The 21,937-nt window shown below is 60.2% G+C and carries 17 protein-coding genes; 15 read left to right on the top strand and 2 right to left on the bottom strand.

Annotation, left to right across the window (positions count from 1 at the left end):
- Positions 1-3 precede the first annotated feature (3 nt).
- The 10 genes from SIAM614_RS04195 (at position 4) to SIAM614_RS04150 (ending at position 13,857) form a co-directional block, all read left to right on the top strand.
- Complete coding sequence (locus SIAM614_RS04195; RefSeq protein WP_006932352.1) at positions 4-1,131, top strand: glycosyltransferase family 4 protein; 1,128 nt, start codon at positions 4-6, stop codon at positions 1,129-1,131.
- A 132-nt stretch (positions 1,132-1,263) separates the two neighbouring features.
- Complete coding sequence (locus tag SIAM614_RS04190; RefSeq protein WP_006932350.1) at positions 1,264-3,174, top strand: GumC family protein; 1,911 nt, start codon at positions 1,264-1,266, stop codon at positions 3,172-3,174.
- A gap of 252 nt (positions 3,175-3,426) precedes the next feature.
- Entirely contained in the window at positions 3,427-5,274 is a 1,848-nt protein-coding gene (locus SIAM614_RS04185; RefSeq protein WP_040439110.1) for a GumC domain-containing protein, read from the top strand.
- Positions 5,267-6,670, top strand: a complete 1,404-nt coding sequence (locus SIAM614_RS04180) for a hypothetical protein (protein WP_157139666.1) — start codon at positions 5,267-5,269, stop codon at positions 6,668-6,670. Before SIAM614_RS04185 ends, SIAM614_RS04180 begins: the two co-directional genes overlap by 8 nt.
- Positions 6,670-8,007: a lipopolysaccharide biosynthesis protein gene (locus SIAM614_RS04175; RefSeq protein WP_006932347.1), complete on the top strand. Its 1,338-nt coding sequence runs from the start codon at positions 6,670-6,672 to the stop codon at positions 8,005-8,007. The genes SIAM614_RS04180 and SIAM614_RS04175 overlap by 1 nt, the downstream gene beginning before the upstream one ends.
- On the top strand, positions 8,004-9,263 hold the full coding sequence (locus SIAM614_RS04170; protein WP_040439107.1) for an O-antigen ligase family protein: 1,260 nt from the start codon (positions 8,004-8,006) through the stop codon (positions 9,261-9,263). Before SIAM614_RS04175 ends, SIAM614_RS04170 begins: the two co-directional genes overlap by 4 nt.
- Before the next feature lie 232 nt (positions 9,264-9,495).
- On the top strand, positions 9,496-10,677 hold the full coding sequence (locus tag SIAM614_RS30430; protein WP_006932345.1) for a polysaccharide biosynthesis/export family protein: 1,182 nt from the start codon (positions 9,496-9,498) through the stop codon (positions 10,675-10,677).
- Positions 10,678-10,690: 13 nt separating this feature from the next.
- Positions 10,691-11,884, top strand: coding sequence for a glycosyltransferase family 4 protein (locus SIAM614_RS04160; RefSeq protein ID WP_006932344.1), 1,194 nt, complete (start codon positions 10,691-10,693; stop codon positions 11,882-11,884).
- Positions 11,877-12,707, top strand: a complete 831-nt coding sequence (locus SIAM614_RS04155) for a sulfotransferase family protein (protein ID WP_006932343.1) — start codon at positions 11,877-11,879, stop codon at positions 12,705-12,707. The genes SIAM614_RS04160 and SIAM614_RS04155 overlap by 8 nt, the downstream gene beginning before the upstream one ends.
- 4 nt (positions 12,708-12,711) lie before the next feature.
- A complete protein-coding gene (locus tag SIAM614_RS04150) occupies positions 12,712-13,857 on the top strand; it encodes a glycosyltransferase (RefSeq protein WP_006932342.1) in 1,146 nt (381 codons plus the stop codon).
- A gap of 25 nt (positions 13,858-13,882) precedes the next feature.
- Here the strand turns inward: SIAM614_RS04150 and SIAM614_RS04145 are convergent, their stop codons facing one another.
- Positions 13,883-14,554 carry an HAD family hydrolase gene (locus SIAM614_RS04145; RefSeq protein WP_157139665.1) on the bottom strand — a complete coding sequence of 224 codons (672 nt, stop codon included), beginning with the start codon at positions 14,552-14,554 and terminating at the stop codon, positions 13,883-13,885.
- Between the two features lie 108 nt (positions 14,555-14,662).
- Positions 14,663-15,667 carry an ATP-grasp domain-containing protein gene (locus SIAM614_RS04140; protein WP_050789313.1) on the bottom strand — a complete coding sequence of 335 codons (1,005 nt, stop codon included), beginning with the start codon at positions 15,665-15,667 and terminating at the stop codon, positions 14,663-14,665.
- Positions 15,668-16,239: 572 nt separating this feature from the next.
- Here SIAM614_RS04140 and SIAM614_RS04135 point away from each other — a divergent pair.
- The 5 genes from SIAM614_RS04135 to SIAM614_RS04115 all read left to right on the top strand — a co-directional run bounded on the left by SIAM614_RS04135 (position 16,240) and on the right by SIAM614_RS04115 (position 21,895).
- Positions 16,240-17,256 (top strand): substrate-binding domain-containing protein, encoded by a 1,017-nt coding sequence (locus SIAM614_RS04135; protein ID WP_006932339.1) that lies wholly within the window; start codon positions 16,240-16,242, stop codon positions 17,254-17,256.
- Positions 17,257-17,372: 116 nt separating this feature from the next.
- A complete protein-coding gene (locus tag SIAM614_RS04130; protein ID WP_040439254.1) occupies positions 17,373-18,887 on the top strand; it encodes a sugar ABC transporter ATP-binding protein in 1,515 nt (504 codons plus the stop codon).
- A gap of 92 nt (positions 18,888-18,979) precedes the next feature.
- Entirely contained in the window at positions 18,980-19,903 is a 924-nt protein-coding gene (locus SIAM614_RS04125) for an ABC transporter permease (RefSeq protein ID WP_229597941.1), read from the top strand.
- Positions 19,904-19,929: 26 nt separating this feature from the next.
- Entirely contained in the window at positions 19,930-20,910 is a 981-nt protein-coding gene (locus tag SIAM614_RS04120; RefSeq protein ID WP_006932336.1) for a sugar-binding transcriptional regulator, read from the top strand.
- Positions 20,900-21,895 (top strand): aldo/keto reductase, encoded by a 996-nt coding sequence (locus SIAM614_RS04115; protein ID WP_006932335.1) that lies wholly within the window; start codon positions 20,900-20,902, stop codon positions 21,893-21,895. The genes SIAM614_RS04120 and SIAM614_RS04115 overlap by 11 nt, the downstream gene beginning before the upstream one ends.
- Positions 21,896-21,937: the final 42 nt, after the last annotated feature.

Here is a 21,937-nt window from a genome sequence, read left to right as displayed (position 1 = left end):
ACCATGAAACTGCTGTTCGTTCAGGCTGGATTTGGCGCAGGCGGCACGGAAAAGATCGTTGCCATGCTGGCGGCACATCGTGCTGAGCTTGGCGATGAGGTGCATGTTGCCGCAATGACCTGCCCCGAAGCGGGATCGTATTTCGCTTATCCGGACAGCGTCGTTCTTCACGTTCTCGACCAGCCAGAGGGCAAGGGGTTGCTGCCTCTGTCGCTGCGCAGGCTTGCAAATATCCGCAAGCTGGTGCGGTCTCTGTCGCCCGATGCCTGCCTGTCGTTCCTGACCAAGATCAACGTCCTGACTCTTCTGGCTGCCGGTTCTTCGGTGCCCGTGATTGCCTCCGAGCGCAACAACCCGCTGGCACAGAAGGCGCATCCGGTCTGGCGCCGTGCGCAGAATGCCTTGATGCCGAGGGCCGCCGCCATGGTGATGCAAACTGAACGTGCACGGCAGGACTTGCCGGCGCGGGTGCGGTCCTGCACCCAGGTGATCCCGAACCCATGTGCGCCTATCGCAGGGGTAGCGCCTTCACCTGATGGAAGCAGGCTGGTTGCCGTCGGGCGCCTCGACCACCAGAAGGGCTTTGACCTGCTCATCGGCGCAATGTCGCTGGTGCGCGAAAAACAACCGGACGCAAGACTGACGATCTATGGAGAAGGTGCCGCCCGCGCTTGCCTGGAAGCGCAGCGTGACCGCCTTGGTCTTCGCGATGTCGTCTCCCTGCCGGGCAAGAGCACCAGGCCGGGGGAATGGATCCGGAACGCAGACATTCTTGTTCTTTCTTCCCGTTTCGAAGGGTTTCCGAATGTTCTGGCCGAAGCTGCCGTCAGCGGGCTTCCCGTCGTTGCGTTCGACTGCCCCTACGGCCCGCGGGAGTTGATCCTCGATGGGGAGAACGGACTGCTGGTTCGCGATGGCGATGTCGAGGCACTTGCCAGGGCGATCGATCACCTGATTTCCAGCCCGGCCCAGAGGGCTGCAATGGCGGCTGCCAAAACCCGCCTGCAGCAAAAACTGTCACCGGCGACCATTCTTGCCCTCTGGGACCGGACGATTTCCGATGCCACCAGGAAGGGGGCATTCAGACACGGCAAGCCGGCAGGGGAGGGCTATTCACATGCAAATGCGTGAAGCTTTCACCTCTGCGGGCGCTGGCATGTCCGTCGCGGCGGACATGCCGCGAACCGGTGCCGGAGCGCCCAAAAAGAACGACTTCGATAACAGGACAATCCAGCAGAATTCGGCTGCATTTGGGGGATTTCTATGAGCATTGTTGTTGACTCGCAGCAGGAGCAATATGCCTTGTCGGAACGGCCGATTCAGTTCGGCTTTTTCGCCATGTTCAAGGTGTTGCGAAGAAACTGGCTCTGGCTGACATTGGCCATGCTGCTTGGCCTTGGTGCCGCGTATCAGGCGCTTCAGGTCATTCAGCCCAAATTCGCCGCGCGGTCGACCATCATTCTGGCGAACGTGGAAACGCGGATTAATCCGACCGAGACGACAATCGAGAACTCCGACACGTCGCTTATCCACGTGGAGACCGAGATCGACCTGCTTCGATCCGTCGAATTCGCCCGCAAGGTTGCCAGCGAACTGAACCTGATCTCGGACAGTTATTTCAATCCGTATCTGTCGGCAACCGAAACGCCGGTGCCCAACCAGGACCAGCAATTCGAAGCGGTTCTGGTGCGAATGCTCGACAGCTACACGGTTGAGCGGCGGGGAGAGAGCCTGGCGCTCGACATTCGTGTGCGTCACCCGGATGCCGGCATGGCGGCGCAACTGGCGAATACGCTTTCAAAGACCTACATCGAAAGCTCCCTTCGGGAGAAAAAGGAAGTCGTACAGTCTTCCATCTCCGAGTTGCGGGACCGGATCGCGTTGCTTGGCGGACGCCTGAGCGAGATGGAAGCGCGTCTGGCTGCTCTCATTCGCGATAACGAACTGGACGACACCAGCCTCGGCGACGAGTTGCGGGCAGAGCTCGGCAGGTTGACTTCGATCATGAGTCTGGCAGGCGACCAGAACGCGTCTTCCATCCGGGTCAACGAGGCCGAACTGCGCCTAGCGGAGGTGGAAAAGAAACTGGAAGAGCGCACGCGCGCGGAACTGACACAGTCCAAGCTGCAGAGGTCGCTGGATGCGGATCTTGCCAGGTACCAGGCACTTGTTGAACGGCGTAACGCGCTGGAAACGCAGGTAGACTTTCTTCAGCCCGATGCCCGGCAGGTGACGGTGGCTTCCGCGCCGCTGAAACCGGCGACACCAAACCGCATCGCGATCCTTGCCCTTGGTCTTGCGGGCGGGCTCATTGTCGGTCTGGCGTTCGTGCTCTTGCGGGAATTGTTCGACCGCCGGGTGTGGACCGGTACTCAGACGATGCAGTACCTGGGCCTGCGCACCATCGGCTATGTTCCGCGAATTCGTTTTTGGCGGAAGAGGGACAAGCAGGACCTCTTCCTGAGCAAAACGTCCAGGCAGGAGAATTCGCCGTACCAGCTCGCGCTTCGGAGCCTGCTCACGCTGCTCTCCAATCAGATGCGCAAAAAGGACAGCATGGTCATGGCCGTGACGTCGGCACTTGCCAACGAAGGCAAGACGACCCTGACGTTCTCACTCGCGGTGTCCGCTGCCCGGGAAGGACACCGGGTGCTGATGATCGATCTCGACATCCACCGGCACGGCCTGACACGCATGGCAGGCTGCGCGATTCCGAAAGATACGCCCCAGGATATCTGGCAGGACCAGAAGACAATCGACGAGCAGATCGTGCCATGTGCCCGGTTCGGGCAGGTCAATCTCCTGTCGTTCTCGCAGGATGTCATCGTTCCAAGACGCCTGTTCGACACGCCTCGCGGCAAGGCCATCTTGAAGAAATTGCGCGCGACCTATGACGTCATCCTGATTGATACGGCCCCCGTATTGGCAGCCGACGAAGCGAACCGTCTGGCGGCTCTTGCGGATTTCGTGATCCTGATCGCGCGCTGGGGGCGCACGTCGGAAGATGCGCTTGGAACCGCAGCCGAAGCCTTGCGGTACAATCAGGTACCGCTCGCTGGCGTGGTGTTGAACGACGTCGACATGCGGCGTTACTCGCTGCGCGACTACGGAGCTCACCGCGTAGGAGGATATTACGCCTATAACAACAGCTACATCTACAAATCGCCTCAGTGAGACAGCCTCTGTCGCGATGGCGCTCCCTTTTCAGTCATCGCGATCCACCGAAAGGCATTGGGTCTGACAAGTCGGTATATCTGACGTTTTTTTGGAATTTTGCTGCGTGCCGGAGTTTCAGTCGCAGCTTTTTGAAAATCGCATTGAGAGCCGCACGGGGCCGTTCAAAGGATGTTCGGGCGTTCGGCAATTTTAAACGATCGCAAGGTCCGGCGCGAACGCGCAACACAGTGAAGGAGACGATCCCTGTCTTTGATCAACACCAGTTCTCAAACTGCCGGCAAGGTGGCTGATCCGGTGTCAAAACGGGATCGCCCTGGCGAGAGTGCTGCCGATTTCAGACCTGAGAACCTTCAGATCCATACGCTGATCCTCAGGAACCTGTTTCTGATCGTCCTGTGCATCCTGGCCAGTGGCGCCCTGATGTGGTACCGGCTCGCTACCATCGTGCCGACTTACAGCGCGCAGGCCACGCTGGTGCTCGACGATGTGATCTTGCGTCTCGACCCCTTCGGAGCCCGGTTGCGGGCCAGAACCTTGTCGATGCTTCAACTGGCCACCGAAGTCGAGGTCATGAACTCTCGGGAGTTTGCCGCGAGGGTGGCGGAACAAGTATTGCCCGAGGAGGCTTCCGACGCGGCTGCCGAATCCGGTCAAGGCGTCTCGTCCGGCAAGGAGGACGCGATTGACCGTGTTCTGGAGAGCTACCAGACCATCTGGCATCCCACGACCTTCGCCATCGATATCCTTGCGACCGACGCCAGTCCTCAAATGGCTGCCGAAATTGCGAACGGGGTTGCCAGCAATTACGCCGACTACACGCTGGAGATACAGCGTGCCGATATCGAGCGGACCAGGATGTCGATCCTGTCGCGCCAGTCCGCGTTGAAGCAGACGATGGCAGGTGCGGAGGCCGATCTGCTGGCATTCACAAAGACCAACAATCTCGACGATCTGACCGTGACGCAAACCCTGACTGACACCCTTCGCCGCCTGGAAGCGCAACTGGCGCTGGCCAGCGAAGGGGGAGAGCTTTCGACAGATGCTGCGGAACTCCAGGCAGAACGGGACGCGACACTTGCGAAACTCGAAGCGCGCGCGGCAGCCGAAATCGAGAAAGCCGGCTACGAGCGGAAGCTGGAGTCGATGCGAAGACAGGATGATCTTCTGTTCGATCAGATCGAGGCGCTTGCAATGCAGGACGCGCTTCTGAGCCCGGTTGCGCGTCAGGTGACCGTTGCGAGCCCGTCGACAAGACCTGTTTCTCCGTCTCCCAGAACCGAAATGGCCGGGGCGCTGATCAGCGGGCTCACATTCGGTTTCATTCTTGCGCTTCTGAGGGAAAACCTTCGCGGACGTTTGCGGTGGCCACAGCAGATAACCGCGTTTCGCGCGCCGGTTCTGGGGCACTTGCCTCCGCTTTCACGTAAGTTCGTCAAACGCATGGCCTGGGCCACCCGAAGAGGAAGCCTGGTGCGGGCGCTGCACAAGATCTCGCCGCTTTATACGACCCTTCGGGCGAAGACCGGGATTGGGACCGGGATCGGCGCTGGGATTGGCACCGGGAACGAGATCGGCGCCATGGTTCTGGTCACTTCACCGGGGAGCCGGGAGGGGCGGAGCACAATCAGTTTTGCCCTTGCGGCGCATGCGGCCGCGGGCGGCGAGAATGTCCTGCTTGTCGATCTCGACCCTTCGCAAACGGACCTGATCTCGACCCTGTCGCGCAAACGCACCGCGAGCAATTTCCACGATCTGCTTGCCAATCCTCTGAGGATCGATGCGGCCGCGTGGCATCTGCCCGGCCATCCGAGCCTGTCGATAATCGCGCCCGCACCGGGTGCCATGCCGATGCGTTTCGGCAATATGGCTGGCGTCACGACGGCGCTCAGCGTCCTGCGCCGCAAGTATTCATTGATCGTGGTCGATTGCCCGCCTGTGCTGTGTGACGATGTGGCATGCCGCCTCGGCAGTGTCGCACAGTCGGTGCTGCTGGTCGCCCGCATGAAGAAGACCCGCTTCGAAGATCTTTCGAAAGCCGCCCAGCAACTCGAGCTGAACAATGCCTCAAACGTCGGGATTGTGGTGAATGATGGCTGAGAACAGGACACAGACTGCAATCGTTTTCGCGCTTGGCCTCTTGCTTTCGCTGACGCTTTCGGCCGAGGCCGCGCCTCGGGCGTTTCCGGGGGCTGTCGGCTTCGGAGCGTTTGCGACCGGCTGGACTGGTGGCGAGGTCATTCCGGTGACCACGCTGGCCGATGCCGGCGCGGGTTCTCTGCGCGCCTGCGTCGAAAAGGGGGAGATGCCCCGGATCTGCGTCTTCCAGGTGAGTGGAACGATCACGCTCGACAGCCCGCTCTATTTCCGGTCAAACCTCTATGTCGCAGGTCAGACGGCGCCCGGGCTGGGTATCCAGATCAGGCTTGGAAAATCCCGCGCCACGGCCGTGATCATCAAGAATGCCAGCGATGTCGTCGTCAGGTATCTCAAGGTGCGCCCTGGGCCAAGCCAGCAGCCTTCCTCGTCGGTCGATGCGGTGACGCTTGAAAACGCCTCGCGCGTTTATCTCGATCATTTGTCCTTGATGTTTGCGACCGACGAGAACTTCAGCATTCACGTTTCCGGCGAGCGGTCCAGTGACATAACGGTCGCCAACAGCATTTCCGCCTGGGGTCTGGATCACGCCAATCATCCGAAGGGGCGCCACTCCAAGGGAGCCTTGATCTGCTCCGGGAACGGCTCGACCTTCGAGTGCGGACGCGTGAGCCTCTGGCGAAACCTCTTTGCCCACAATCGAGACCGTAATCCCGACATTTACGGCAACGACAGCGGCCCGGTCGAAGTCGTGAACAGCATTTTCTACAATCCGATCAGTCAATTCGGAGAGTTCCGAAACTACTACGGCAACGCGGTTATCATCTATGCCGGCAATGTGGCGCTGACCGGTCCGAACACCGTTCGCAGACGGCCCGCCGCTGTCGAGGCAATCATGGCAAGCGACCAGTACAGTCTCGAGGTTCAGGTCGATGACGTTCTTGCGATCGACCGCGGTCGCTGCGATCGAAACCGTCCCTTCCGGCAGGTCGATGCCGATCCGGGGGCGGAGATCGTCGAAGGGGTGACCGGCACGCTGTCCGTCCCGCGCATCAGGGCGAGCGAAGTGTTCGATCTCGTCCTTGAAGGGGTTGGCGACCGCTTGCCTTCGGACCGCCACCGGGACCCGCTGGACCGGCAGCTTGTCGACACGGTTCGCAATTGCACGGGCAGGGTGATCAATTCTCCCTCCGAAGTCGGTGGCTGGCCGGATCTCCAGCCGGAGGAACGGGTCGCGGACAGTGACGGCGACGGGTTTCCGGACGCCTGGGAAGAAGCGACAGCGGGGCTTGATGCCAGCCAGCCGAACGACCCCTGGCAGATCGCCACGGGAACGGACCAGACGCACATTGAGCTTTGGCTGGCAGAGCTTGCCGGTGACAGGGAGCTGGATGACTGATGGCCCGCCTGCTCAACCTCTCTGCCGAAGACAGCCTGATCGCCGGGCGGCTCATCCGCAATTTTTCATGGGTCTTCTCGTCCCAGGCGGTCAGCGGGCTGATCAGCATCGGGACCCTGGCCATCATGGCCCAGTCGCTCGGTCCGGCAGGTCTCGGCCTGTTTGCAATCTTCCAGGCCTATGTGCGTATCGTCGACCGGCTTCTGCGGCTGGAGCCCTGGCAGGCCGTTATCAAATACGGCGTTGAGGCCTTGTCCGACAATGACAACGACCGGTTCATGCGACTGCTGAAAGCGTCGGTTTACGTGAACCTTGCAGGCAGCACGCTCGCTGCCGGGGTTGCGGCCCTCGCCGCCCAGGTGACGGCAGGAATGATGGGCTGGCCACAGGACAGTTCAGCTTATCTGGCGCTGTTTTCCCTGGCGCTTCTCTTCAACCTCAAGCCGACTGCGGTCGCAGTGCTGAGGATTTTCGACCGGTTCGACGTTCTCGCCAAGGTCGACGTCGGTATTGCCCTTATGCGGCTGGTGCTGTCCGCGGGAATATGGGCGATGGGTTACGGCCTTTGGGGATTTGTTCTTGTTGCGGTGATCGAGGGCCTGGCGAACAGTTTGCTGCCGTTTGTCTTTTCGCTGCGCTATGTCCGCGAGCGCGGCTACGGCACGTTCATGCAGCTTCCGATCAAGGGCATACGCAGCGAGAACCCGGGAATTCTGCGCTTCCTCTGGAACTCGAACTTCAATGTCATCATCCGTCAGACGGTCCAGCGCCTAGACGTGATCCTGCTGTCGGTGCTCGTGGATGAAAAATTCGTCGGGTATTTTCATATTGCCCGTCGGGTCGCCGACAGCGCGCTCAAGCTGGGACGTCCGCTGAACCAGGCAATCTTTCCGGAACTGGCGCGCAAATGGAGCTCCGGCGAGGAGCGCGGTTTTCACAAGCTGGTCAATGGCGTGCTGCTGGCAATCGCAGGCCTTTGCCTGACCGTACTGATCCCCGCCGCGTTCCTGATGCCATCCCTGTTGTCGTTCGTTTTCGGTGCAGGCTTCGATGGGGCGGCGAGCATGGTCAACGTTCAATTGCTGGCCGTCATATTGCTGCTGGCAACGATGGTGCTGAATCCGGCAATGCTGAGCATGGGGCGCGACCGTGAGCTTCTGTGGGTGACCCTGCTCGGAAGCGTGGTTTTCCTCGCCTGTTTCGTGCCGCTTGTTCGGGTCCTGGGGCCGGTTGGCGCTGCCGCGGCACATGTGCTGTTCAACGGCACGCTCGTGGCAGGGGCTCTCTTCGTTCTCTACTGGTCGCGCCGGCAGCGCGATGTGAGGAGGACGTCTTGACCCTGAGCGCGATCCCGGTCTCTCCGCACCGAAGCCCAGCATTGCCAGGGACGGCCAGTCAGGAACTGGAGCGCCTGCTTGTCATCGTCGCGGTGTTCCTTTCGCCGATGACCTATCTGCGAACCGACATCGTGTTCTTCACGCTGTCGGATCTCGTCGCCAGTGCGGCCTTCGTCGTGATGATTGCCAACAGACGTATTCCGCTTCGTCCTTTCGCGGACATGACGTCTTTCTGGCTGTTCTCCGTGCTGCTTCTTTGCGGCGGTTTGATTGTCGGATCGCTGATGTCCGGCGACCCGCTGACCGGGGCTGTCGGTGTTGGCCAATACGGATTTTCGCTCGTTCTCATGCCTATGCTGCTTCTGGGGCGACCGGCGCGGGAAACGATGTTCCTGTGCAAGGTGATGGCCTTCTCTTTCGTCTTCGTGATGTTGCACGGGGTGCTCTATTCCGTGTTCAGCCCGGACGATGCCCGGTTCTTTTCGAGAAACGGACGCCTGACCGGATTGATCGAGCGGGAAAACGGGGTCGGGCTGTTGGCTGGGGTGGGATTGGTCTACCTGACCTGGCTCTACTTCATCGCCCAGATCTCGGGCATCTTGTTCGTAGCCTCGGCGGCCCCGGTCGCCTACGGCCTGCTGCTGTCCGCATCGAATTCCGGGTTCATCGTCTCGGTTTTGGGGATCTTCGGAATTTCGTTCTTCTATGGTTCGGCCAAACACATCCTGGTTTTCGTCGCGGTGGCGGTGGTCGGGCTCGTGGCGCTGTTTTTCTTCGGGGAATATTTTCTGCCGGAAGTGTTTCTGGAGCGGGTCTACGGCGCGTTGACGACCGGCGATTCCAGTGAGGCAGGCACATTCGATGGCCGCATGCTTCTCATTCGCGAAGCAATTGTCATGATCGACCGGTCCATCTGGGTCGGCGTCGGAGTGGATCAGCACCGGCTGATCAGCCAGCTGGGTGCGCCGGTTCACAACACCTACCTGCTGTTGTTTTCGGAAGGCGGTGTCGTTGCGCTGCTCGGTCTCGTCGGCGTCCTGCTCACGCTGGTGTTCGTCGGTTGGCGGGCGTTCAGCAATCCCGAGACGCGCTGGGCCGGAGTGCTGATGTTCACGATACTGCTCATGTTCGCATTCGCCCTGAATGGCGTGACCCACATCTACGGAAGGTTCCTGTGCGTGCCGCTTCTGCTTCCGGCTGCGATCTGCCTTTCGGGCTTCGGGGGGCGCCGACAGACAAAGCGGGAGTCCATGTGATCCATGGAAAATGTGCACTCCAACGGTCAATGGACATACAGAAGCAGCCGGATGCGAGGTCAGCATCCAGGATTATTGGGAGATGCTGTTTTTGACAGTGTTTCTTTTGAGGTGTTTGCCGGTTTCTGTGATATTCTGATCGATATTGAGAATAATTCTGTTTTTAAAAGTTGGTATTAATCCGGGGGTTTGTGCGTTGAGTATTCGGTTGTTAATTGCCCTGATTTCATTGATGGCTTTTCTTGGCTCCGGTCTTGCTGCCGAACAGTACAGGCTCTCCGGAGGTGAGACGCTTGAGCTTCGCGCCGGCGCCTGGGATGCCAGAAACAAGACCTTTGCCAATTGGGATGGCGTTGCCGGCTCCTACAAGATGGCGCCGGACGGCAATATCTACGTCCCGATTGCGGGCGCCGTGGAAGTCGTCGGCAAGACCCTGGATGAGGTCGCGGACACAATCGCCAGCCGGATGCAGCGTATCGTCGGCTTGACGGAATTGCCCGCGGTGTCGGTCGAAATATCGCGGTATGCGCCCGTGTTCGTGGGGGGAGCCGTGACGGCCCCCGGTCAATTTGATTTCACACCCGGCATGACGGTTGAAAAAGCTCTTGCGATCGCCGGCGGTTTTTATCGCCTTCCGAACGAAGACGGGACGCGGCAGACCTCGCTTACCAAGATAACCGGGGAGATCAATCAGCTTCGCGGAACGGCAGCCGGCCTGGCGGAGCAGCAGAAAAGGCTTGAGCAGGAAGTCCAGCTTTATTCGGCGGAAGAGCTGCCTGACTCGGTCGAGTCAGAATCCTCAGATCCGGTGCAGGCCAAGATCCTTTCCGTCAACATCAAGGTGATCAAGGCCGAGATCCAGAGCCTCAAGGATCTTCGCGTCCTGCTCACCGAGAAAATCTCACAACTGTCCGAAGAAATCGTCCTGCGCGACAAGCAGATCGAGCTGGCCCGCCAGGATCTCGCCTCAATGGAGCATCTGAAGGACAAGGGGCTGGCCGTGACGACGCGTGTGTCCGCTGCCAATACGGCGCTCAACGACCTCGAGGCAAAACGCCTGCAGCTTGAAGTCGCCCGTCTCGACGCGCAGCAGCGTCTCAATCTCGCATTACGGGACGCCGCCACCCTGTTCGACAAGGCCCGCGGGGAAAAGCTCTCCGAACTCATGGAGGTGAAATCGAAGCGTTTCGACGTCGAAGCCCGTCTCGATCTGGCCCACAAGGTCTACGCCGAGGCACTCGCGACAAACTCTGTCGACGCCACCGAAACGGAGACCATCGTCACACCTTCCTACAGGATATCGCGGTTCGAGAACGGCGAGATGCAGAGCCTGAATGTCGATCTGAACGCCTTCATGCGTCCCGGTGACAGTCTGACAATCACCCTGGCAGTATCCGAGCCAGCGTCCAGATAAGTCCGGAGCAGTCATGAGACGCATTCGAGTATTATTTCCGTTCGTCGGCGGACCGGTTCTTGGCGGGAGTCACATCTCGGCGCTCAGTCTTGCCGCCTCGCTTGATCCGAACCGGTTCGAGCCTCGTGTCCTCGTTCATTTCGAGCCTGGTGCCATTGGCCAGAGGGCACGGGATCTGGGGCTCGATTTCGAGGTGCTGGAGGACACGCCGCTGATGTCGTCGCCCGGCCTGCCTCTGCCGGGCCGTGTGGGCCCGCTGGGCTATCTCACGCGAACATTGCCGGCTCTGCGCCGGACGCTGAAGCAGATCGACCCTGATATCGTGCATACGAACGAAGGACGCATGCACGCCAACTGGATCGTACCCAGCAAATTATCCGGTTGCCGTCACCTCTGGCATCATCGTCAGGACCCGGCAGCCAGAGGAGCGAACACTCTCGCGCCCTTGCTGGCCGACCACATCGTGAGCGTTTCCCACTACGCCATGCCATCGCGTCCGATCCGGTCGATCAGCAACCGGGCCAGCGTGATCCGCAGTCCGTTCGACTTCCCCGCCGTCCGGCCCGACCGCGCAGCCGCCCATGCCGCGCTTTGTGACGAACTCGGTCTGCCGAGGGATGCGGTGCTGCTCGGGTATTTCGGCTCGATTATCAAACGCAAGCGTCCAGACGGCTTTGTCCGGGTGGTTGACGCGGTTCGCCGCGCCCTGCCGGACCGTCAGGTGCACGGATTGCTGTTCGGAGATGCCGTCGCTGCAACCCGGGGACTGGACGAAACCTGCAAGGCACTGGCCGACAGCCTGGCACTGGCAGACAACTTCCATTTCATGGGCTTCCGCTCACCGGTTTTCGAGGCGATGAGCGGTGTCGACGTCATGCTCGTGCCAGCCGTGAACGAGCCGTTCGGGCGGACCCTGATCGAGAGCATGTATCTGGGCACACCTGTCGTCGCGACGCGCCACGGCGGAAACGTCGAAGCGATCGCGGACGGTGTGACGGGATTTCTCGTCGAACCGGATATTCCGGAGAGTTTTGTCGAACCGATCAGCAGCCTGATTAGCGACCCTGCGCTGCAAACCCGCATTGCCGAAGCCGCGCAGGCAGATGCTTCGGCCAAATACGGGGCCGAACGCCACGTTTCCGAAATTTCCCGCCTTTACGAAAAGCTCGTCGTGGGCCCACAGGTAGCAGGTACCGCATATGCTTGATTCAAATATACGATTTCTGATTTTCGGCGCTGCCAAGTCCGCAACAACCTGGCTGCAAAGATCTCTTGAGCGCAGTCCGACGATTTCGATGCCCAGTCCGGAGCTGCATTATTTTTCCGATGAGTATCACCGGGGACCGGACTGGTACCTGTCTCAGTTCAACTTCGACAAACCTGACGCTCTCGTCGGAGAAAAGTCGAACACTTATCTGACAGTTCCCCAGGCGGCGGAGCGCATCCGGAAAGACCTTCCCGATGTCCGGCTGATCGTGCAGATGCGTGAGCCTGCGGCGCGGGCCTACTCCGATTATTGCATGCTCTTTCGGCGGGGGGAGGTGTCCCGAAACATCGAGGATCATCTTGATCCGGCCAGGGCAGCGGACAAGCGGTTCATCAACAACGGCCGTTATGCCATGCATCTTCGCCGGTTCTACGATCTGTTCCCGCCGGAGCAGATCCTGCTGCTGCTGTTCGAGGATATCCGGCGTGAGCCGGAAGCTCAGCTCGCCCGCCTTGCCTCCCATATCGGTCACGATGCGCCGTTGGCCGCTCCGGTGGACAGCAAGGTCAAGGACAAGAACGCCGCCGTCGTTCCGCTGTCCCTGCGCAGGGTGCTGAAGCCGTTTCGCCCGGTCCTCGACGGCGTCCGGCATACGAAGCCAATCAAGGTTCTTCGTGATGCCGTTGCCCGGCCGCAGGAATACCCGCCATTGAGCCCGGATCTGGAGAAAAGGCTGCAGGATTTCTACGCTCCGGAAGTCAGCGAGCTTGAGCAGCGGATCGGCAGGCCGCTCGACGTCTGGCGCGACATGCGCGGGGCCTGAGCGCATGGACGAATTTGCCAGCGACGGTTTTGTGGAGGACGCTGGAGCAGACGCTGGCGCGCCGGTGATGCATGTCATCACCAATTTCGCCGCCAGCGGCGGCGCGGAAACGATGCTGGCAAGACTTCTTGCAGCGACAAGCGATCCGGCAGTCGTCGTGTCCCTGATCGACGTTTCCGAGCGCAATCTGAATTTGGCCGGGCGTCCGGATGTCGAATATCATTCGCTCAACGCCCGTGGAGCGGTGCAGATGCCGGGCGCAATCCTGCAACTGACCGGGCTTATGCGGGAGAAGCGGCCGCGAGCGGTGCTGTGCTGGATGTATCATGCGATGGTTGTGGGTACCTTGTCAGCGCGGCTGGCGGGCGCGCCACCGGTCTTCTGGACGGTGCGCCAGGCGCTTGACGATCCGCGCAGCCTGACCCGAAGTACCCGCATTGCCGTCGCGGGTGCGCGTATTCTGTCGTCCCGCGCTGCCGGGATTGTCTACAATTCGGCCCGGGCAAGAGAGCAGCACGAGCAGTATGGTTATGCTGCGCGATACGGCAAGGTCATCCCGAACGGTGTTGTGGTGCCGATGCGGTTGGACCTTACACCGCGCAAGGCCCGAGTCTTCGGGATTGCCGCCCGGTTTCATCCGCAGAAAGACCATCTGACCTTCTTCCGGGCTGCGGCCCAGATCGCCGCGCAATTTCCCGATGCTCGCTTTGTTGCCGCAGGTCACGGTCTCGATGAACGCAACGGCGAGGTTCTGGCCATGGTCGCGGAAGCAGGTCTCGATCCGGCACGTCTGAAATTGCTCGGTGAGCTGCGTGACATGGAGGACTTCTATTCGCAGATAGATGTTCTCGTCCTGTCGTCCCGCACAGAAGGGTTTCCGAATGTGGTCGCAGAAGCCATGAGCCACGCCCGCCCGGTGGTCACCACCGATGTCGGCGACGCGGCACTCATTGTGGCAGATACCGGCAAGGTCGTTTCGCCAGGGGACCCGGATGCACTGTCCGAGGCAATAGCCGACGTCGCCCGCCTGACCGCCGAAGAGGTCGCCGATCTGGGGCGAAGGGCTCGACAGCGGGTCGAGGAGAACTATCAGGTGACGCATATTCTCGATGAGTACCGGGAGGTCCTGTCGCAGCGCGTTCCTGCCTGACGGCTGACATGCGCCATTCCGATAGCTATTTGACGGACTGCATCTGGACCTTCAGCGCGGCATCAAGCTCATCGAGCGACGATAATTCGACGTGAGCCGCGTGTGCGTCGTCCTTCGGGTGCGGTGAATGGACCGCACCCGTCCGCCGGATCTGAACGGTGATCCAGCCGCGCGCTTTCGGTGTCACGAAATCCTTGGCGGGATTGTCGGCGATGTAGACCATCGGCCCGCCGTCTGCCGCAAGTCCCTCCATTTCCTCGCATGCGCGGGGGTGAGGCTTGCCATATCCTTGCGGCCAGTCTCCGGTCTTGCGGATATTCCGGATCCACCGGTCAAGACCAAGAGCAATGATCTTGGCGTTTTGCATTGCCGCCGGTCCGTCGGTAATGAGGCCAAACGGACCGCGTCGGCGCTCGAGATAGCGCGCCGCATCCGGAGCCAGTGAAATTTGCGGCGGGTGGCCGCGGTAAGCCGCTACAAGATCCGGGATCAGATTGCCGTCACCACTGTGTCCGAGACTTTCAAGCGCGCGGTTGAAGACCTGGCGGCGCTCGCCGTCCTCGAACACCTTCCTGCAGGCATTGCCAAAGCCTTTGAGGCCTTCGCGTTCCTTCATCCAGCCATCGAGATAGCGATAGCCGCTGAAGGCAAAATCCCGCTCCAGATAGAGCGTGTCGTCCAGATCAAAAACAATCATCGCCATCCACCAAGCAAGCTATATCGGGCCGGTGGTCTAACGACAGCGGCGAGCCTGATGAGTGGATGTCGGCGAAAAGCAATTGCCGCTTGCCGACGTTCAGGACGGTTAGCCGTCATAGATCGCGCTATCGAAACGGAGCATTTTGACATTTTCTCGCCAGTCATCATTTGCGCTGCACGTTTGGCCCAGCACTTCCTCAAGCAGCCATTGCGCAAAATGGGCGCCGGCATGGTCGGCCAAAGGATAACCGCCACCGAATCTTGCATTGATTTCAATGACACGCGGTCCAAGATCCGGGTCGTCGATCACCTGAAAACAGGCCACACCACGCAAGTCCGGCAAGGCCCGGTGAACGCCTTCGGCAATCTGCCGAAAATCGTCGCGGCGAACCGTTCTTCCCTTCTCGACCTCACCCGCGCGGATCTGAATGCGCAGATGAGGAACCACGGTTCTCAGGCGGCCGTCTGAATCGACGAACATGTTGATGGTATATTCCTGGCCACGCAGAAGCTGCTGGAAGACCATGGGTTCTTCGAAACTGTCCGGCAGCTCGCCGATCGTCTGAAAGACCTGCAATCCCCGGCTGGCGCTGCCGCCACTTGGCTTGGCAAATATCGGCCAGCCGAGCGCGTCCGGATCGGACAGCAGCGCTTCGTGTCCGAGCGATCCGGGCACGGGCACGCCTGCCGCCTCGAGCACTTCAGACGTCAGGCGTTTGTCCCTGACGATCTCGATGACGTCCGTCGAAGAAACATGCAGCCGCGCTCCCAGACGAGTGAAGGCGTCCGAGACTTCCGCAAGAGGCATCAACTCCGGGTCAATCGTCGGAACCACCAGGTCGACCTGATTGTAACGCACGATGTCGAGAATGGCGTCGGCATAGCCTGGGTCAGTGCATCGGGGCACGGCAAAGGACCGGTCTGCACTTGCGCAGGCTGCGCTTAAATCCGGAGCGAGGTCACAGGCAAGTATTTCCACCTGGATGCCCATGCGTTCGGCGGCAGATCGGAAGCACTGAAGCAATCCAACGCGGCGTCCTGCAGAACATATCAGTATTCGCAATTCTTTTACCGGCACAACAAACTCTCCGGAAATGTGAGGGAAATTCATAATGAATATCAAATCAGTAAACAAGCGGCCTTCGACCGCAGAGAGAATATAGCCAGCCGTGGCGACTTTGTGAATTCAGATTCACGCTTCTCACGAAGTTGGGGTGGTGTTTTTGAGTGTCTCATCTCACCTTCGAAATCGAGCCGTTGACATCAAACGCGTCATGCCTCGGTTTAATCGGGTACTTGAAGTCGGATTGGATGCGAATTTCAGTGTATTGGCAAAAAGATAAACAATATCAGATGGTTGACCGACCGGGGAGGGTCGGGCTTTCACCTGTTCAAGCGTGGTGAAATTTGAAATAAATTTCAGAAAAAGAAATAAATGCCAAAAAAGTTTGACGGTTTCCGGGGGCGGCTCTTATCCATGGTGTCGCTGGGATAAAAACCAGTGATTGAAATTTCTTGCAAATCTAGAAGCCTCTGACAGGCTGGGTTGCAAGAGCGGGAGGAGCAGCGTCAGGGCTGACTGCGTTGAGGAGCGCAGGCGGTTTTCCTGACAATCTGAAATCGATCACCCAACGGAGGTTCGGCTGCTTGCGGCCGGGAGACCGCGGGTCCAGGGAGGAAACTATGGGCACTTCTATCTTCAAGGGAATTCTGGCTTCCGGCATGTTGTCAGCCACTGTCCTGACCGCCGCTCCGGCGGCTGCGGACGGCTTGCAATGCGAGCCGGGTGAAACCTACATCATGAACGTCATGGTCTCCGGTCATCCTTACTGGGTGCCGGTCTATCAGGGCTTCAAGCAGGCCGCGGCCGCCTTCGGCTGCGAGACGATCTTCTCCGGCACGCCGGACTACGACATCACCAAGCAGATTGCGTCGTTCGAGCAGGACATGGTCAAGCAGCCTGCCGGTGTTCTGCTGCATCCGATGCAGTCCGACCCGTTCATCGAGCCGATTGACCGGGCGGTCGACAGCGGTACGCAGATCGTCACCTTTGCGGCGGATTCTCCGAAATCCAAGCGCAGCGCCTATGTCACCTCCGATAACCTTGCCGAGGCCAAGTTCGCGGCCGAAGAAATCGTCAAGCAGGTTGGCGACAGTGCCGAATACGCGGTTCTTGAGAACCCGGGTCAGTCGAACCACGACCTGCGCGTGACCGCGCTGATCGACTACATGGAGAAGAACTACCCGAACATGAAACTGGTCGGCCGCCAGGCAACCAACCAGGACAGCAACGCCGCCTACCGGGCAACGGCCTCGATCCTTCAGGCCAACCCGAACCTGGCCGCGCTCTGGATCCCGGAAGCGGGCTCTGCCGAAGGGGCCGTTGCCGCCGTGCTGGAGGCGGAAGCCAAGGTTCTGATCATGCATGCGGACGTGACGCCGACCACGCTGGAGCACATCAAGGCAGGCAACATCCACATGGCGCTGAACCCGAACCAGGGCATGCAGGGGTTCATGGGCTTCATGGCCGTGTTCCTGGCTGCGCACTCCGACGTGTTCGATCCGTTCAACGACTACAAGGTGTCTGGCTACAACCCGATGCAGATCCCCTACGTCGACAACGGCTTTGCCGTGATCACCAAGGAAAACGCCGATAGCTTCGATCTCAACGCCTACATGGAAGGCCGCGATCCGAGCTGACGAACGAGCCGGGGCCCTGTCGGGCCCCGGTCGAAACGGCGGGCTGCCTGCAGTCGATGAAGCAGATCAGGCAGCCCGTTCTTTTCCGGAAATTTGAGCAAATCGGCCTTGCCATGATTGACGATGTGATCCTGAAGATCTCCAATCTAACGAAATCCTTCGGACCCGTTCAGGCACTGAAGGGCGTGGACTTCGAACTGCGCAAAGGCGAAATCCACGCGCTTGCCGGGGAGAACGGCGCCGGCAAGTCCACGCTGATGAATATCATCGACGGGATCTTGCAGCCGGACAGTGGTGAGATTTATTTAGACGGCAAACAAGTTGTCATTTCGTCGCCCGCCGTGGCGCAAAAGCTGGGCATCGGCTTTGTTCACCAGGAGATCGCGCTGTGCCCCGATGTCACGGTTGCCGAGAACATCTTCATGGCGACGACCAATCTCAGCCGGTCCTTCCTGATGAATTACCGCGCGCTTGAAAAGAAGGCTGCCGAGGTGCTGGGCCAGCTTGGCGACATCGATCCGGCGACACTCGTCCGGGACCTGTCGATTTCCCACCAGCAGCTCGTCGAGATCGCCAAGGCGCTGACGCTTGACTGCCGGGTGCTGATCCTGGACGAGCCGACAGCGGCGCTGACCGAGAAGGAAGCGCAGATCCTTTTCAAGATCATGCGCCGTCTCGCCGGCAAGGGTATCTCGATCATCTACATCTCCCATCGCATGGTCGAGATCTTCGACAATTGCGACCGCGTCTCCGTCTTCCGGGACGGAAACTACATCACCACCCGCAATGTTGCGGAGATCCAGCCCGACGACGTGGTCAATGCCATGGTGGGCCGCGTGATCGACGAGCTTTATCCGCGCAAGCAGTCGGAAAGCGAAAAGACGGACGGCATCATTCTGGACGTGCGCAACCTGAGCGAACGCACGCGGTTCAAGGATGTCACGTTTGAGCTTCGCAAGGGGGAAATCCTCGGGATCGCCGGGCTGATCGGTGCCGGGCGAAGCGAGATCGTGAAGGGCATCTGCCGGCTTGAAGGCGACGTCACGGGCGAGGTGACGCTCAACGGGCGTAAGCTCTCGCTGAAGACCTATCGCGACAGTATTGCCGAAGGCATCGTCTATCTGTCGGAAGACCGGAAGGGCGACGGCATCTTTCTCGACATGTCGATTGCCGCCAATGTGTCCGCTCTCAAGCTGGAACAGGTGGCGACCCCCTTCGGGTTGATCGCCGGGACCAGGGAAGAAGCCCAGGCCGAAAGGCTCGGCAAGCGGCTGAACCTCAAGTACGGCTCGCTGTCGGACCCGGTGTCCTCGCTCTCGGGGGGCAACCAGCAGAAGGTCGCGATCGCGAAAATGCTGTCGGTCAATCCGAAGCTGATTTTCCTGGACGAGCCAACGCGCGGCGTGGATGTGGGCGCGAAGGCAGAGATTCACCGCATCTTGCGCAACCTTGCAAGCAGCGGGGTCGGGATTCTGGTGATTTCCTCGGAGCTGCCGGAACTGATCGGCGTTTGCGACCGTGTGCTGGTCGTCCGGGAGGGACGGATCAGCGGCGAGGTCACGGGCGCGCAGATGACTGAAGAAAACATAATGCACCTGGCGTCCGTGGGCGCCAAGGCGACCATACACTAATCGTGGGGGAAATCATGGAAGACGCCGTCTCCGTGACAGACGCGCCGAACGGCAAACCGGCGGACGTATCTTTTATCCGCAAGCTGCTGCGCATGCGCGAAACGGGGCTGATCGCGATCATTCTCGTGCTGTTCATCGTCATGTCCTTCGCCTCGCCCTACTTCCTGACCTGGGTGAACATGCGCGCCATGGTCATGGCGTTTGCGGTGGAAGGCATCGTGGTGGTCGGCATGACCATCCTGCTGATTTCGGGCGGTATCGATCTTTCGGTCGGTTCGGTGACGGCACTGGCCATGGTGATTGCCGGATGGCTGTTCCTCAATGGTGTCGACCCCTGGGTGGCCTCTGCGATTTCAATCGCCGCCTGCACGGCGATCGGGGCTTTCATGGGCTTCTTTGTCACCCGCGTCGGCCTGCATCATTTCATCGTGTCGCTGGCGATCATGGTGATAGCCCGGGGGGCGTGCCTTCTGGGGACAGGCGGACGTCCGCTCGGTCTCTTCACCCTGCCGCCGGAATTCAAGTTCATCGGTCAGGGCTCCATTGGGCCTATCCCGGTCGTCATCCTGATCTTCCTTGTGGTGGTGATCGGGTTCGACTTCCTGCTGCGCCGCACGACCATGTTCCGCAAGGTATTCTACACCGGCAGCAACGAGAAGGCGGCAGCCTATTCCGGCATCCGCACCAAGCGTGTGGTGTTCTTCACGACGACCCTTTGCTCAGCGCTCTGCGGTGTTGCCGGCATCATCTACATGGCCCGCTTCGGCTCGGCCCAGCCGACCTTCGGCATCGGCATGGAGCTGAACGTCATCGCTGCCGCCGTCATCGGCGGGGCGAGCCTCAAGGGTGGCTCGGGCACCATATTCGGGGCGATCCTCGGGGCAGTGCTGCTGTCGGTGGTCTCCAGCTCGCTCGCGCTTCTGGATGTCTCGGTCTATTGGCAGGATATCATCCGTGGTTCGATCCTGCTGACGGCCGTCTCCATCGACCACTATCTCGTCAAGAAACGCGCCTGACCCGGCACCAGCGAAGAGGCAATCCGATGGCGGACAAGAAAAACGATATCGAGCTGATGCGCCAGATGCATACGGTCCTTGTGCTGCATTTCCTGGAAGGCAAGAAACAGTCGGAGATCGCCGAGCTGCTCAACCTGTCGACCTCGAAGGTCAACAGGCTGATCACCCAGGGCCGCAAGATGGGCATGATCAAGATCGATATCGAAAACCCGTTCCAGCGGCTGACGGATCTGGAGCATCTGCTGGAGCAGGCGACGCCGCTCTCAAAGGCACTGGTCACCTCGTCCGTCGAGGGCAGCCCGAACACGACGCTGAAGCAGGTCGGCCTGGCCGCCGCCAATCATCTGGTGGAGACTATCCGCGACGGCGATATCATCGCGATCACGGGCGGCAAGGCGGTCGGTGCGGTGGTGCAGAACATCGAGACGGACCGGAAGTTCGACGTCACCGTGGTGCCGCTGACCGGCGGGGTGCAGGGCAAGTACCACACGGACGTCAACCATCAGGCCAGCCTGATGGCCGAGAAACTGGGCGGCACCGCGCTGCAGCTTCATGCGCCGCTCTTTGCCGAAAGCCGGGAACAGCGCGACATGCTGATGGAGGTGGCCTCCATCCGGCAGGTTCTGGATCTGGCGCGGCAGGCGACCATTGCTCTGGTCGGCATCGGCTCCATCGCAGCGCCCGGGTCGAGCTACTACGACCTGCACCCGATGCCGGAATCGGACCGCAAGATGCTGATTGGCAGCGGCGTCAGCGCCGAATTTCTGGCCTACCTGATGCGCCAGGACGGGACGGTTGCCGACTACGCGCTCAATTCGCGGCTGGTTGCCCTGGCACCGGAGGAGCTGCGGCGCTTCAAGCGCGTTATCGGAGTGACATCGGGCGACGAGAAGATCTGGCCGATCCGGGCGGTCCTCAACGGAAACTATCTGAATTCACTCATCTTGGACGAGGACACCGCAGGGGCGGTCCTTGCAACCATGGAAGGCAAACAGAATGTTGCATGAAATGCTGACACGCGAGATCGGACGCTCAAACATAAATGCGTCGGCTATCGGGCTCGGCACCTGGGCCATTGGCGGCTGGATGTGGGGCGGCACTGATGAGGCGAAGTCGATTTCCGCAATCCAGGCCTCCATCGACGAAGGCGTCAGCCTGATCGACACCGCGCCGGCCTATGGCCAGGGGCTGTCGGAGGAGATCGTCGGCAAGGCGATTGCAGGCCGCCGCGACAAGGTGGTGCTGGCAACCAAATGCGGTCTCGTCTGGCACACTCAGAAGGGCAATCATTTTTTCGATTACGACGGCAAGCCGGTGCACCGGTATCTCGGCAAGGATGCGATCGTCTATGAAGTGGAGCAGAGCCTGAAGCGGCTCGGGACCGATTACATCGATCACTACATCACCCACTGGCAAGACCCGACAACGCCGATATCCGAAACCATGGAAGCGCTGGAGACCCTGAAGGCTCAGGGCAAGATCCGCTCCATCGGGGCCAGCAACACGACAGTCGACGATGTGAAAGCCTATCTGGCTGCCGGGCAACTGGACGCCATCCAGGAAGAATATTCGATGATCAAGCGCGACATCGAGGAAACCCATGTGCCGCTCTGTCTTCAGGAAAAGGTCTCGGTGCTGAGCTATTCGTCGCTCGCGCTGGGTCTTCTGACCGGCAAGATCGGCCCGGACCGGACGTTTGAAGGCGATGACCAGCGCAAGGACAATCCGCGCTTTTCGGTCGAGAACCGTCGCAAGGTCGCCCGGCTGATGGACGCGATTGCACCGATTGCGGAGGCCCACGGCGCGACCAAGGCCCAGGTGGTGATTGCCTGGACGCTGCAGCAGCCGGGCATAACCTTTTCCCTGTGCGGGGCGCGTGATCCGGATCAGGCGCGGGAAAATGCCAAGGCAGGGCGTCTCAGATTGACGCGTGAAGAAATCGGGGTCATCGGCACCGCCGCCGCGACACATCTGACGGACCTCGCCGCTTAAGAGATTGTGACACGTGAAATTGGAAAGGGCACCGGACATCCG

Origin of the sequence: Roseibium aggregatum IAM 12614 (assembly GCF_000168975.1) — a bacterium.
Lineage (GTDB): Bacteria > Pseudomonadota > Alphaproteobacteria > Rhizobiales > Stappiaceae > Roseibium > Roseibium aggregatum.
Note: the sequence above shows the minus strand (reverse complement) of the source record. Positions and strands in the feature narration are given on the sequence as shown.

Excerpts from the sequence above, each read along its gene's own strand:
- SIAM614_RS30430 (WP_006932345.1), top strand. The coding sequence starts at position 9,496 with ATGGCTTTTCTTGGCTCCGGTCTTGCTGCCGAACAGTACAGGCTCTCC.
- SIAM614_RS04155 (WP_006932343.1), top strand. The coding sequence starts at position 11,877 with ATGCTTGATTCAAATATACGATTTCTGATTTTCGGCGCTGCCAAGTCC.
- SIAM614_RS04135 (WP_006932339.1), top strand. The coding sequence starts at position 16,240 with ATGGGCACTTCTATCTTCAAGGGAATTCTGGCTTCCGGCATGTTGTCA.
- SIAM614_RS04120 (WP_006932336.1), top strand. The coding sequence starts at position 19,930 with ATGGCGGACAAGAAAAACGATATCGAGCTGATGCGCCAGATGCATACG.
- SIAM614_RS04195 (WP_006932352.1), top strand. The coding sequence starts at position 4 with ATGAAACTGCTGTTCGTTCAGGCTGGATTTGGCGCAGGCGGCACGGAA.
- SIAM614_RS04180 (WP_157139666.1), top strand. The coding sequence starts at position 5,267 with ATGGCTGAGAACAGGACACAGACTGCAATCGTTTTCGCGCTTGGCCTC.
- SIAM614_RS04145 (WP_157139665.1), bottom strand. The coding sequence starts at position 14,554 with ATGATTGTTTTTGATCTGGACGACACGCTCTATCTGGAGCGGGATTTT.
- SIAM614_RS04140 (WP_050789313.1), bottom strand. The coding sequence starts at position 15,667 with ATGAATTTCCCTCACATTTCCGGAGAGTTTGTTGTGCCGGTAAAAGAA.
- SIAM614_RS04160 (WP_006932344.1), top strand. The coding sequence starts at position 10,691 with ATGAGACGCATTCGAGTATTATTTCCGTTCGTCGGCGGACCGGTTCTT.
- SIAM614_RS04125 (WP_229597941.1), top strand. The coding sequence starts at position 18,980 with ATGCGCGAAACGGGGCTGATCGCGATCATTCTCGTGCTGTTCATCGTC.
- SIAM614_RS04150 (WP_006932342.1), top strand. The coding sequence starts at position 12,712 with ATGGACGAATTTGCCAGCGACGGTTTTGTGGAGGACGCTGGAGCAGAC.
- SIAM614_RS04175 (WP_006932347.1), top strand. The coding sequence starts at position 6,670 with ATGGCCCGCCTGCTCAACCTCTCTGCCGAAGACAGCCTGATCGCCGGG.
- SIAM614_RS04190 (WP_006932350.1), top strand. The coding sequence starts at position 1,264 with ATGAGCATTGTTGTTGACTCGCAGCAGGAGCAATATGCCTTGTCGGAA.
- SIAM614_RS04115 (WP_006932335.1), top strand. The coding sequence starts at position 20,900 with ATGTTGCATGAAATGCTGACACGCGAGATCGGACGCTCAAACATAAAT.